Below are 13324 nucleotides of genomic sequence, written 5' to 3' on the forward strand. Positions count from 1 at the left end.
CGCCAGCTCAGCCGTTTCGTGCTCTTACCAGACGGTTGAATAGCGGGCGCCCAGCCAGATGCAGAAACAACGGCGCGCCAGCGATCAGGTAAAAGTAATACGTCACGAAGCGCCAGATCAGAATCGCGGCCGCCGCGGTCGACGTGCCCACCAACGGCGTGAGCAAAGCGGCCGATGCCAGCTCGGCGCTGCCAGCACCACCTGGCAATAAGCTCAGCTGCCCCGCCGTCAATGCCAGCAACTGGACGATGAACGTCCAGGCCCAGGCGAGTTGGCTGCCCAGTCCTTGCAGGGTGAGATAGAGCACGCTGTAACGCAGCAGCCAGTGCAGCGTCGTCAGGATGAAGACACCGAGCAATATCGCCCGCGGCAGCCGAAAACACTCTAGCAATGCATTGCGGAAGCTCAGCACCTTGCGCGCCCAATAGCGCTTGCGAGGCGCTTTCATTCCCAGCCGACCGATCAGCCAGCCGTTGAGCAGAAACACCTGCCGGTGGAAGCGCCCAAGCAGCGCCAACACGACCATAAGACCGATTAGCAGCGCCGCACTGAAACCCAGCAGACTGGCGATATAGGTGTTGAGCGAGTGAGTCACCGCGTAGATCAGTACGCCGACCAGCGCACAGGCGAAAAACAGCAGATCGGTCAGCTGTTCGACGGCAAAGGTCGCAGTGCCTTTAGCGGGCGCCACACCTTGACGCAACAGCAGCGCCATCATCGTCAACGGCCCGCCGGCACCGCCAGGCGTGGCACAAATGGCGAACTCGGTGGAGATGACGATGCCCAGCGCGCGACGCTGTCCCAAGCGTCTTCTGCCGATCAGCAAGCGCAGGCGCAGCGCGTTGAGGTACCAGCCAAGCATGATCATGCCGAGCATGGTCAGCAGCAACCACGGCGGAAAACGCACCAGCCGCTCGAACAGGCCGCTGCCGCCCAACAGCAGTGGGATCAGGGCGGCCGCCAGCAACGCGCCGAGCAGCAACCACCAACGGCGGCTCATGCTGCCGCGCTCGGAGCCAGCACATGGCGATTCAGCCAGTCGATCTTGGTCACCGGTTGTCGCCCTTCTTCCAGCAGCCGGATCAGCAGATTCAGCCAATAGCGGCGCGAAAATCCATGACGCATATCCACAGGATGCAGACCCAGGCGCAGCACTGGCGCCTGCCGATGACGATTGAGCATCTGTTCGCTGACCAGTCGCGACATGCCGCGGCGCCAGGCACTGCGGGCGCTCCACACCAGCCCAGGTGCGTCTATGGCGGTGTAATCGGGAAGTAGGAAAAGGTGCCGGGGATCGCTGGTATAGGTCAGTCCGGTCGTCGCCAGCGCACACCGCGCGCCCGGCCCCAGCAGCCAGGCCGGCGCCACGAACCCGTGCAGTGGCCATTGCTGTCGTGCGAACAGCTCGATGCCCTGTTGCAAACGCCGAGCGGATTCGGCCTGGTCCAGCGGATAGAACTCGCCTTCGTGGGTGAACACACGACGCATGAACCAGTCCCGCGGCGAGCGCGGCGCTGGCGCCTCGTCAGCATGATTGCAGCCGTGCAACACCAGTTCGTCGCCGCGCGCCAGTCGACTATCGAGCAAACGGCAGAACTCGGGATGCTCCTCGAGTCGATTACGCCGATGAAAATTCGGCACCACCAACCAGCAAATCGGCACATGGCCAAGAGCGTCGACCGCTTCGACGAAATGTTGATAGTCCGGCCAGGTTTCCGGTGCCACATCATGCAGCACCAGCATCAGGCTGCGCTCAGCCATGCATGGCGACCGGCAGATCGGCTGTACCCAGCACGGCGTGATAATGCGCGAGCAGCCCCGCGACCACCGCGTCCCAGGCGTGGTGTGCCTCGACATGCTGACGCGCCTGGGCGCCGAGCAGCCGGGAGTCGTCCTCGAACAGTTCGCGCACGGTTTGAGCCATCGCCCGGGCGTCCAACGGGCGGCACAGACGGCCGGTATGGAACGGCACCAGTTCGGGCAGCGCGCCGGCTCGCGTGGCAACTACCGGAATGCCGCTGGCCATGGCCTCCAGAGCGACCAGGCCGAAGGTTTCCTGATTACCAGCGTGCAACAGCACGTCACTGCTGGCCATATAGCCCGCCACGTCGGTCGCGGGGCAGAAGCGATCGATCACCGAAACGTTATCCGGAACGCGGTGCGGCATGCTCGATCCCACCAGCAGCAGGTGATACGACTTGCCAAGCAATCGCGCGGTTTCCAGCAGCACCTCGATGTTCTTCTCTCTCGAACCTCGGCCCGCAAAGATCATCAGCCGGGTATCGTCATCCAGTCCCAGTTCGCGGCGTATCTTCGGGTCGCGCCGATCAGGGCGGAAGATCTCCAGATCGACACCCAGCGGCTGCACATAAACGTTGCTGACGCCCAGTTCCAGCAGTTTCTCGGCCATCACCCGACTGGGCGCCAGCACACGATCGAAACTGCCGTACAGCCGCGAGACGTATCCATTCATGTTGGTGCCCAGCCAGCCACCGATGCGGTTGCTCACCAGTAGCGGCAGATCTGAGTGGTAGAACCCAATTACCGGAACGTCGAGGCGCCGCCCGGCATCCAGCGCCGCCCAAGCAGTCATATAGGGATCCCCGACTTCGATCACGTCGGGATGCAGGGCACGCAGTTGATTTCGCCAAGGCGCTCGCCGCACCGGGAAGCGGTAGCCCTTGCCGAAAGGCAAAGCCGGCGCGGGTATCTGGTAAACGCCGGCGTTATGGCTGTAGCTGTCTCCCGGTACCAGGATGCTGTGGCGCACCCCCGAATACAGCTGTAGACGGCGGTGTTTGGCCTCGAGGTAGGTACGCACGCCGCCACTGGCGGGTGCGTAGAACATGGTCATGTCGGCGATATGCAAGATGGAGCGTCTCCGTGAGGTCTCGATGCAGAACCTCCAGAGACAGACGCCAGCGACGGTTGAATCAGCCAGATCCTACCGAGCCGAAGCCAAACCACCCCTGAACGATTCTGCAATGAAATCAATGGACCTCCGCCCTAGACGGTTGTTCGCAGGCGTCGGCGACCTATCCGACAGCGAACCCGCCCGAAAGCCTCATCCTTCGACGCGTTTATCGCCCCGGTCTTTGCCCTCAACCGAGGCATGCTCGATGACAGCGTTTAATTCCGCGCCGAACAGCAGCACCGCCGCCGATATGTAGAAGTACAACAACAGGACGATAACCGCCCCGATGCTGCCGTAGGTGGCATCGTAGTTACCGAAATTCTGCACATAGAGGCCGAACGCCACCGACGCGGCAATCCAGACGACCACCGCCAGCACCGACCCGGGAGTAATGAAGCGGAACTCCTGTTCGACGTCTGGCATGACGTAATAGAGAACGGCCACCACCAGCATCATCAGAATCACGATCACGGGCCAGCGCAGCCAGGTCCAGAGCGTGACCACAATCTCTTTCAGGCCCACCTGTTCCGCGAGCCATTCCATCACCTGCGGGCCGATGATCATCAGCGCTGCCGCAGCCAGCAATATCAGCGCCAGGCCGATGGTGTAGACCACCGACAACAGCATCAACTTCCAGGCTGGGCGTCCTTCTTCGACATCGTAGGCCTTGTTCATCGCATTCATCAGCGAGCGGATGCCGATCGACGCGGACCAAAGCGCCAACAGGATACCGAATGACAGAAGGCCGCTCTTCTGGCCCTGCATCTGGTCGATCACCGGGTTCACCAAGTCCAGCGCATCCGGCGGCAGTACCAGCGATACCTGCTCACGCAGCCAGGTGAAAAACTCCTGCAGATCCAGCATTCCCAACAGGGCGATCAGAAACAACAGAAAGGGAAACAGCGAGAAGATCGCTCGATAGGCCAACGCCGACGCGTAGGTAGTCATGTCGTCCTTGCTGAAATCCTTGATGGTGCGTTTCAGCAGCTCGAAACTGCTGATGCCGCGCGTATTCAGCAATGCCATTGCGTCTCCCCCGAACGATAAAAACCGAAACCTCAAAAATGGGACGGCCGGGATATGCAAGAGTTCGGGTTGTATGTCTGGCCAGAAGAAATGTTTCGCTTATGGCCGCATCAAAAGGGAAGCGACGTAAGACTTTTATCGCTGAAGAGCTTGATTTCATTGGTGCCGGTGAGAGGAGTCGAACCCCCGACCTTCGCATTACGAATGCGCTGCTCTACCTACTGAGCTACACCGGCGTCGAGCGGCGCGTTATCGAATTCGCCGGTGCGGACTCAAGCCGCACCGGCGAAATAGATACCGTCGTCGGCCAGAGCCGACACGGCGTTTCGCAATGTCACACCCCGGCGGAAGTAGAGCCGGTCGTGCTCGCCGCGTTGGAGGGAGAGCGATCGGCGTGGTTGTTGCCAACATCCTGCTTGATCTGAGTCGCGATCTCTTCTCCCTTGGCGGAGACCTTCTGGTAGCCCTCCTCCGCCTTGTGCCGAAGTTGGTCGGTCATGCGATCGCTGGCCTCGCCCAGCATTTCGTCCTCACGCCGCGTTGGCGGCACAGCAGCAGCGAGCAAAGCACCTAGCGCGATACCGATGGCGCCAAGTGCCAGCGGTTGCTCCTGCAGCAGGTGATTGAAACCACCGCGAGCCCGGTCAGCACCGCCACGCAACCGTTCGGACGCCTGCCGCCTGGAGTCGCTGGCACGCGTACGGGCGTTGCCGAGAGACTCCGAAACGCTATGGGACATCTGACTGGCCTTGTTCTTCATGTCAGCGCCTTGTTGCTTCAAACCGGCCGTTTTGGCTGACAGTTTTTCGCCCATCGAGGGTCCGGTGGAAGTCCCGGTATAGCTGCCAGTGGTCACGCTTGCATGAGGCTGACGGTTTTGCCCGGCCATCATCCAAATCAACCCTATCGAAGTCAGGACGGTAGGCACGGGATTGGCTTTGACCGTATTGCTCAGATTGGCGAAGAACTCTCCACCGCCGCCCTTCACGTAGCCCAGGGCTGTGTCGATGAGCTCACCGGGAGACAATTTGTTCTCCAGCGCATGAACGATATTGCCGATTTCAGCCCGCTGCTGGTCGATCTCGCGCTCCAGTTCTTCTGGATCCTTTTGCGCTTCGGCATCGATCTGATTACGTGTGCTCATGATGTGTGCCCCCTGACGGCTTCTTTATCCTTGTTGACCGAATGGATGGTGCGCTCAGGCTTGAATGACGACGCCTGGAATTTCTTCTTGCCGGCGGACACCATGATCAAGCCGATTACCACCACTACGGCACCGACGATCAGCGCGGCGAGCCAGGGCGCCATGACGTTGCTAAGGCCATACACGGCGGACATCAGCAAAATGATGAACCCGCCGAGCAGTACCGCACCGCCCGTCGCGACGCTACCCGCACCCGCCTTGGTGGCGCGAAGGGACTCGCTCAGCTCGGCTTTTGCCAGCGCCAGCTCCTTGGTAATCAAGGAAGGCACTTCGTGTGTCAGTTGCCTTAGCAAACCACCTACAGAGGTGTCGTTTTCCGCGCGAAATCCAGGCTCCGGTGCGGTCGTCGTGGTCGTGGTTGTTGTCGTTTTGCGTGCTTCGCTCATGGGAAAAGCCCTCCGTCAGTACCTTTGCCGTCGCGGCCGGTATTAGAGCCAACACCGGATGTCGAATGGGTGCCTATGCCCAGACCGTTGCTAGTGTTGGCCCCAGCGCCTGAACCGGTCCCGCTCGAACCCGGACCAGTGCCCGGTCCAGTCACCGAACCAGTACCAATGCCGGTTCCAACACCAGTACCCGCACCGGTAGTCGATCGGGACGTGCTGGTTGCCGAGGAGACGCCTGCATTGCTGATACTGCCAATGGTTCCAGGCTCGCCGGTGCTCAAGCGATCATTGAGTTCACTCTGATCGGAGAAATTGTCATCGTGAGACGAGCCATACTGACTGCCCGACGATGAAAACGAAGTGGAGTTGTCGCGATGGCCATATTCGTCCCGCGTGGCGCGCTTGCCGGACGCACGGGCAAAGCGAGTCAGCCCGAAGCCTAGAGCGATGCTGCCGGTGATGAACAGGGCCGGATTGTTTCGCGCTAGTCGATTCACGTCCTGCAACAACTCATCCACGCTTTTGCCGCGTAGGCTGTCGGAGAACTGAACCATGTTCTGGGCCATGTCGGAAACGTAATTGGACAAGCCCAGACGATCCTGACCTTCCAGTTCCTGAGCGGCGGCTTTGGCGCTCTGAGCGACTTTCTCGATCTCGTCGGCAGCCGTTTCTCGATACCCCTCGAGCTGGCTCTTGCCCTGAGTCTTCACCTGATCCGCTGCCTGTCTGGCTTTGGCCTTGACGTCTTCAGTGGCGTGCCCAACAGAGCCCGAGGCATTCTGGCTGGTGCCGGTGCTCGAGGACTGGCTGGTGCTAGAACTAGGTGTAGCATTCATCGAACTGGCGGTATTGGTGGTGCCGGGGTCGGTCTTGGGTAGGCCACCGTAACCAGTAATTTCTTCGTCGGGTGTAGTCATTTGATTCACCTTTTATATGGCTTGGCCGGAAGACCACGGTCCGTAGGAACACAGCAACTGCGGTGAGCCGCGAACTGCGTAATTTCGGTGCGCACATATAAGGTGACCGGGCGGTCTTTTCTGAGTTCCGTCGAGTTTGTTTAGCTCCACAGCAGCAAGGGCAACTACGACAAAGACTTTAAGAATGCATATCAAATCCGCAGAATTACTGGCCCTCTGCCCAGTTAGCGTGCCAAGCCGCGTATTCCTTGCCTTTCAGCGATACCTCAGCGCTAACAAGCAGAACATCGCCCATTTAGAAGCCGCTTCGCTTATATAGAAGATAGGAAAAATCGCTTGAATCGCTGACCGAGCTACTGCACCAAGAGCCGACGAACTGTAACCCGAACGGGAATCACGGGTGAGTGCATCTCCCGTCCCGGGGCGAGCTATGCTGCGCGGCAATGACTACGGGTTTCTGCCCACGCCTGGACAGAAGCCAATTCTTCGTCGGCGTCACTATCCGCTCCTGGAATAGGACGCTCAGCCACACAGTCAACCCAACCAGAACGGGGTAATAGATCAATTTGATTTCATAATCTTTTGCTGCTGCCACGCATGCCGACGCATCGGTGAGGCATAGCTGGAAGTCGATTGCCGTGAGCATTTCAAAGCGGCGAAAAAGAATGAATAACGGTAAGTGCAACGCAAAAATAGACAACGAAGCAGCGCCGAGACGTTCACCTAGTCTCAGCCAGAATTGGCTTTTCGGCCTCCATTGACCTGAACAGACGATGAGAAGCATCAGCGCAACGGGAAGCAAGGCACCGTTGCGAAGGAGCGGAAACCAGAAGATACCGCCATACAGATTCAAATACGCAGAAGCAGCGATTGCCAAAGCGATCAGGACAATTAGTCCGACCTTTAAACCAGGACCGAACACTACGCCGTTCTGCCGATACTGCTTGAATAATGAATAGGCCACCACACCCGCCAGAAAGGTCGGCAGCTGCAACGGCGGCATGCGATGCAATAAACCCATCGGAATATCTTTAAAGTAGCTGGAAGTAGCGATCACATACAACGCCGGGGCCGCCGCCAGCATGATCAGCCCGAGTAAAACCAGCCACTTGTATTTGGCTTTGACAAGCATCGGCCCAAGCACTGGAAAGGTCAGGTAGAAAAACATAAGCGCAGAGATGGACCACGCCGGGCCATTATAGGTAACGAATAGCGGATTCCAGGCTTGCAATAATGTAATGTTCAGAAATCCATTAACCCAGACTTCCACGGTGGACATCGGATATTCGAGCCGCTCGGGGTCGAACCTCTCCAAGAGATCATTTACCCGATAAGCCGTGGCCAGACTGGTATTGCTATCAACGAGACTGGTTACCGCCACTAGGCTTATAGCAAACACCATCGTGAAGATATGAATCGGATATAGATTGGCGAAACGCTTGTAAAGAAAAGAGCGTGACGGCTCACGCATCCGATCGTTGGCGAGATAAACATGTGTTAGCAGGAATCCGGACAGTGCGAAGAATGCGGTAGTTGAGAAAAAGCCCAGTTCGACAAAAGGCCTGATCAACGGCATATCGGCGTAGGCCGGGTAAAAAGGCAAAGTGTGATAAACCAATAAATACATTGCCAAGCCGAATCGATACCACTCCAATCCGAAAAACTTCTGTCGCTCCATCAGACTCCCCTGTCAATTATGCGTTGGTCATTAGAGGTTCCACGCATGGCGTATCGATTAGTCCGGCTCGTCTATTGCACTCAGAGAAGGCCTGAGCGCGACGATGTCAAGCAGGCTCGTGCTGTATCGGAAGCTGGTTGCCAGGGCTATCCCCGCCCGGCTTGCGCTGTATTCGTTTGAACTGCACATAGAGCAGTATGTTTTTAAGCGACAAAGCCAGAGCGGTGGCAAAGCAGGCGCCATTCACTCCGTATCGTGGAATCAAAAACAAGTTTAGAACCAGATTGAGCACAGCGGCGGCCATATTGTTGTGCAAATATTGGCGATGGTGCCCGGTCATTGTCATGAAGATGCATAAGGGCCCGGCCGCCAAGACGAAGAAATACCCTGTCGCCAATACCAGCAAGGGGAAAGCTCCTTCCTCCCGGTATTGCTCGCCAAAGACCATCAAGATGTAGTCGTGCAACAAAAACATTGCGGCAAGAATGACGACTGCCAAGCCGAGCATTACCTTCGAATATTTATTAACGATGGAGAATGCACCGGCATAGTCCCGGCGGGACCACCGCCTAGCGATGCCTGGAGCAATGGTTCCGTTGATGATAAATAACAGGGTGGTGGATAGCGCGGTCACTTTTGCGCAGATGTAATAAATGCTGACTTCACCAGCCGAACGGATCAGACCCAACAGCACCGTATCGGAGAGTTCTATAACGCTGTTGGTCACAGCGATGAGCATTAAGGGCAGACATAACACCAGCATTTCTTTCCAGCCTACTGCGCTAGTCCCCACCACTTTCGGCAGGCTCATCCTGGCCCGACTAACCGAACCGAGCATGCCAAGCAAATAGCTGACCGCAAAACAGGCGACTACTGTGTTCAGCTCACTGCCGGTTATCCAGACCAATATAAGCGTCAAGCCCGGCTGAAAACCGGTTTGCCAGAATAATCCTTCGCTGGTTCTTTCCTTCGCCTTGAGCGTTTCGCTCGATATGTGCGTCAGCGAAATGCACAACGCTGCCGAAGCGAAAAGTATTGCCGACAGCTGAAAGTGAGACTCTGTAGTTTTGGAGAAATAAACCACTACCAGGCCAATCAGAATCGCCGGAACATTCGCAAGGAAGGCCAGCGTCAGCGACCGATCGAAATAACTGCGCTGCCGATCTTCTTGCAAAGAGGCAATATTTTTCAGACACGCAACATCCAGGCCCAACCGGGAAACCAGCGAAACGAAGGTGCCCAGCGCGACGCAGAAAAAAATCGTGCCTGCGAGGTCCGGAACTAATAGTCGAGCCAGCAGGATATTGAGGCCGAGCATAGCGCCCGAGCCGCTGCCCTTGGTTATGACCAGCCGCGCATAGCGGACAAGTTCGGCTTTCATTCCTGGCTCGGGGGCATCCGTTGCGTGTACCGATTTCATTGATTCTCCTCAATCCAAGCACGCTGGGATTACCGACGTTGTCATGGACGGTTAAGCACCCCAAAAAGAACGTCAGCTGCGGGGAAAGTTCCTCTCCGCCAGAAAGCAGGACTGGACGAACCGCAGCCGATGCCATCGGCGATGGTAGGAAAATAGTCGGCGTTTCCAGCCTGCCTCGCCTACGTTTCAACGACCTGAACGCTGGAGACACCGCACCTTTGCGTGGCAAAAAAAAACGCCCCGAACCAGTCGGGGCGTTTTTTAGTTCTGCCGGGCTAATCCCTAGCAGTGCTTATCGCTGTCGGCTATCGACTTACATCGGGCCGATGGTGCTGCAGGTCTTCTTCGTAGCTGCGTGCTTCTGCAAAACCGGCAGTTGCGGACGAGCCTTGTTGGTCGAAACGTCCAGCGCCATGTGGTTGTCGCCCCACCATGGACCGGCCGCCCAGTAAGTGCTCGGAATGCAGTTCTGTTGCAGGTAAGCCAGCAGTTTGTCCGTGGCGACTACAGCCGACGGGGCGTAATCCGAAATACCGTGCTCACCGAGGTAGCCACGCAGATTGTTCTTTTTCAGCCACTCGACCCACGGCTTGACGCGATTTACGCCCAGCATCGGATCGAAGGTTTCAGCGCGATTGGTGTAGGTACCCGAATGATCCTTGTCGAGATACTGATGCGCTTCGAACACCAAGTTGTTTTTCGGGTCACGCATCCACGGATCGCTAATCAGCTGGCTGTTGAACTGCTCCCAGAAGAAAGCGTTCGAGAAGCGATCACCGGCCACCATGATCCACTTGGATGAATCAACGGTACGGATTGCCTGAGCAGCTTCCAGAGCGGTCTTGGGCCACAGACCATTGCTGGTGTTATACGGCTCGTTCATCAAACCATAGCCATACATGGCAGGGTGCTTCGATACTGCTTGAGCCAGACGACGCCAAGTAGCGGAGAACTGCGCGCGCGGGACCTCAGGCGAATTGATGAGCTTTCCGTAGTAGCGGTAGTAGTTGTGCATATCAAGAATGACCTTGATGCCGTACTTCTGAGCGTAATCCAACGACTGCTTGATACGTGCCAGCTCCGCGGCGTTCAGCTCGGTGCCGAGTTTCGGCTGGATCCGCTCCCAGAGGAAGCCCAGGCGCACCAGCTTGAAGCCCAACTCGCTATGACGCTTATAGTAAGACTCGTCAGCGTAGGTGTAATTCTTGTTGAACAGACCCGGGACGTTCGACGGATCGAACACACCGGAACCGAAGTTCACACCAACCAGGTCGATACCGCTGCCGTCGCTGACCACAGGAGTGGTGGGCGCCGGAGCCGGGGCCGGTGTCGGAGCAGGTGCCGGCGCTGGCGTGGTGGTCGCAGGAGGCGTCGTAGCGGTGTTGCCGGAAACCACGCTGATGGTTTTCGGATAACCAACGGCGCTGCCCGACAGCGCAGTGCCACTCAGCATGACAGAGAGATGCGCACCGACGTCATAGACGGCAGTAACCTTGCGTACCTGACCGTCCGCCAGTTTCACCGATGCACCGGTAACGAACGCTGCCTTGTTGCCGGTGGTGTCCGGGATCGAGAAACCTGCCGCCTTGCGGTAGATGCCGTTGTCCCAGTCAGCGCTGGTGAAGCTGTTCATAGCGGCAGTGTAAGTGCTGCTAGGCGCACTCGGTGCCGGAGCCGGAGCCGGAGCAGGCTTGGCGGTTGTCGGACCGGTGGTAGTGCCGGTGCTGGACCCCACACTAACAGTGTTCGGATAACCAACGGCGCTGGCAGACAACGCCGAGCCCCCCATCATGATCGAAAGGTGCGCGCCCGCGTCATAGACGGCGGTAACTTTGCGTACCTGGCCGTCAGCCAATTTCACCGACGCACCGACAGCGAACGCGGCCTTGTTGGCGGCGGTATCGGGGATCGAGAAACCGGGCGACTTGCGGTAGATGCCTTTATCCCAATCCGAGCTGGTGAAGTCATTCAATTTGACGGTGTAGCTGCTGCTGGGTGCAGTCGGAGCCGGAGCCGGAGCGGCTGTGGCCGGGGCCTCCACCGCGCTGACAACGGTGCTGACCTTGTGCGGTGCGCCGACCTTGGCGCCATCGAGCAGGCCGCCAGCGACATAGACGCTGATGTTTTTACCGACGACATAAACCTTGCTGATCTTGCGCACTTGGCCATCAGCAAATTTGATCTCTACGCCCGGCTTGAAGGCGGCGATCGCGGCAGAACTTGCCGGGGCCGAAAAACCTGCAGTCCGGCGCCAGACACCATTAAGGAAATCGTTACTGGTGAACTTGTTGATTGAAGACGTGAAGGCGGTGGCCGAGGAGGCACTTACCGTAATGGCGGCAGCCGCTTGGCCGCTAATGGCGACGGAGCCAAATACTGCAGCGAGAGCGATGGAGCGAACAAGTGCCTTGGGGGCACCAGCAAATACATTGATAGACATTCAGTCTCTCCGGAACTTAATACTTCAAAAGGCCGAAGCCTTTAAAAAAGAGGCGGGAGTTAATTAAGTCGTACAGGCGCTTACTGGGCAGATGTTTCACTACGCGCAACCGGACGAACCGCTTGGCAAAGGACGCCGGATTACCTTGGTGGGGAACCCGGCAATCCGTTGCGTGGCGGCTTTATAATAGGTTTTAAAAAGAACTCAAAATTTTTTTGACGGGCTTTGATCGTCAATCCACCGCCACGATTTTGACCGGCCATTAACGCGCTATTAGTACATGGCTCTTTGATATTGCCCTTGATAGTGATTAAACCGCTTTAAACCGTTTCGGTGCTCGCTGATTCAGCGTCAGTTTTTTGAATAGCAAGCCTCGGCAACTTATGTTTTTCCTATAGCGTTGTCCGACGAACGGACACAACGAGACGCTCTTGTTTTCGGTCGGCTTATCAGAGCGAAAGGAATTTTTCTGCCGGTTATTCCCGAAATGAACCCACCATCCGCAACCGGAGCAACCATGACGCAATCCACATTCAAGGTCGGTGATCACGTCCGCTGGAATTCAGAAGCAGGCCATGTGACGGGTCATGTCACCAAGGTGCATACCCAAGACACCGACTACAAAGGGCACACGCGACGAGCCAGCCCGGAGGAGCCCCAATATGAAATTCAAAGCGACAAGACGGACCACGTGGCGATGCACAAGGGCAGCGCGTTGACCAAGGTCAAGTGACCCATGGCGCTGCCACCGATCTGGACAGTCGGCCACTCCACACGTACCTCAGAGGCGTTTATCGCCTTGCTAAGGCACTACGGCATCGAGGCGGTTGCCGATGTTCGTCGTTTTCCGGGGTCGAGGCGCTTGCCTCAGTTCATGTCAGCGAATCTCGAAACCGCGCTCGCAAAGAACGGGATCGCCTATGAGTGGATCGAGGAACTTGGCGGGCGCCGCCGAGCCCCTCCAGGACCGAGCAAGAGCGCCTGGCGCAACACGTCCTTCCGCGGCTATGCCGAACATCTAAAGACGGACGAATTTGCCAGCGGACTGCAACGACTTTTGCTTCTGGCAGCGGAGCAACCGACCGCGATGATGTGCGCGGAAGTGCTTTGGTGGCGGTGCCATCGCTCTATGGTGTCGGATGTGCTGAAGTTGCGCGGCATCGAAGTACTGCACATTCAGGACGAGCAGCGGCTGACGCTGCATCCCTACACCTCGCCTGCGCGGCTTGAGGATGGTGAGCTGACGTATGTCGAGGGGGTGGGAGAGGCTCTGAAAACAATCGGGCCAGACACAACCTGAAAATTACTGACATGGCTGGTAGAAGGTTAGCCGACTGCC

Annotated in this window: 12 protein-coding genes and 1 tRNA gene; 2 read left to right on the forward strand and 11 right to left on the reverse strand. The window is 57.6% G+C overall.

What is annotated here, in order from left to right:
* Window positions 1-7: 7 nt before the first annotated feature.
* From D7241_RS18230 to D7241_RS18280, 11 genes are all read right to left on the reverse strand, one after another.
* Window positions 8-1000 (reverse strand): YbhN family protein, encoded by a 993-nt coding sequence (locus D7241_RS18230; protein ID WP_408102707.1) that lies wholly within the window; start codon window positions 998-1000, stop codon window positions 8-10.
* Window positions 997-1761, reverse strand: coding sequence for a DUF2334 domain-containing protein (locus tag D7241_RS18235; protein WP_408102708.1), 765 nt, complete (start codon window positions 1759-1761; stop codon window positions 997-999). Before D7241_RS18235 ends, D7241_RS18230 begins: the two co-directional genes overlap by 4 nt.
* The gene (locus D7241_RS18240) at window positions 1754-2869 is read right to left on the reverse strand and encodes a glycosyltransferase family 4 protein (protein ID WP_408102709.1); all 1116 of its coding nucleotides are present in this window, start codon (window positions 2867-2869) and stop codon (window positions 1754-1756) included. The genes D7241_RS18235 and D7241_RS18240 overlap by 8 nt, the downstream gene beginning before the upstream one ends.
* A gap of 195 nt (window positions 2870-3064) precedes the next feature.
* Window positions 3065-3940, reverse strand: coding sequence for a YihY/virulence factor BrkB family protein (locus D7241_RS18245; RefSeq protein ID WP_408102710.1), 876 nt, complete (start codon window positions 3938-3940; stop codon window positions 3065-3067).
* Window positions 3941-4100: 160 nt separating this feature from the next.
* Window positions 4101-4176 (reverse strand) — tRNA-Thr (locus D7241_RS18250).
* A 98-nt stretch (window positions 4177-4274) separates the two neighbouring features.
* Entirely contained in the window at window positions 4275-5084 is an 810-nt protein-coding gene (locus D7241_RS18255) for a DUF3618 domain-containing protein (protein WP_408102711.1), read from the reverse strand.
* Entirely contained in the window at window positions 5081-5530 is a 450-nt protein-coding gene (locus D7241_RS18260) for a phage holin family protein (protein ID WP_408102712.1), read from the reverse strand. The genes D7241_RS18255 and D7241_RS18260 overlap by 4 nt, the downstream gene beginning before the upstream one ends.
* Window positions 5527-6447, reverse strand: coding sequence for a hypothetical protein (locus D7241_RS18265; protein WP_408102713.1), 921 nt, complete (start codon window positions 6445-6447; stop codon window positions 5527-5529). Before D7241_RS18265 ends, D7241_RS18260 begins: the two co-directional genes overlap by 4 nt.
* Before the next feature lie 394 nt (window positions 6448-6841).
* Window positions 6842-8125 (reverse strand): acyltransferase family protein, encoded by a 1284-nt coding sequence (locus D7241_RS18270; protein WP_408102714.1) that lies wholly within the window; start codon window positions 8123-8125, stop codon window positions 6842-6844.
* Window positions 8126-8231: 106 nt separating this feature from the next.
* Entirely contained in the window at window positions 8232-9545 is a 1314-nt protein-coding gene (locus D7241_RS18275) for a lipopolysaccharide biosynthesis protein (protein WP_408102715.1), read from the reverse strand.
* Between the two features lie 313 nt (window positions 9546-9858).
* Window positions 9859-11985: a glycoside hydrolase family 5 protein gene (locus tag D7241_RS18280; RefSeq protein WP_408102716.1), complete on the reverse strand. Its 2127-nt coding sequence runs from the start codon at window positions 11983-11985 to the stop codon at window positions 9859-9861.
* Between the two features lie 517 nt (window positions 11986-12502).
* On the opposite strand from D7241_RS18280, the gene D7241_RS18285 reads away from it, so the two are divergent.
* Both D7241_RS18285 and D7241_RS18290 read left to right on the forward strand, forming a co-directional pair.
* Complete coding sequence (locus D7241_RS18285; RefSeq protein WP_255979258.1) at window positions 12503-12718, forward strand: DUF2945 domain-containing protein; 216 nt, start codon at window positions 12503-12505, stop codon at window positions 12716-12718.
* Window positions 12719-12721: 3 nt separating this feature from the next.
* Window positions 12722-13285 (forward strand): DUF488 family protein, encoded by a 564-nt coding sequence (locus tag D7241_RS18290; RefSeq protein WP_408102717.1) that lies wholly within the window; start codon window positions 12722-12724, stop codon window positions 13283-13285.
* The last annotated feature ends 39 nt before the right edge of the window (window positions 13286-13324 follow it).

The organism is Stutzerimonas sp. VN223-3 (assembly GCF_045999685.1).
GTDB lineage: Bacteria > Pseudomonadota > Gammaproteobacteria > Pseudomonadales > Pseudomonadaceae > Stutzerimonas > Stutzerimonas stutzeri_AR.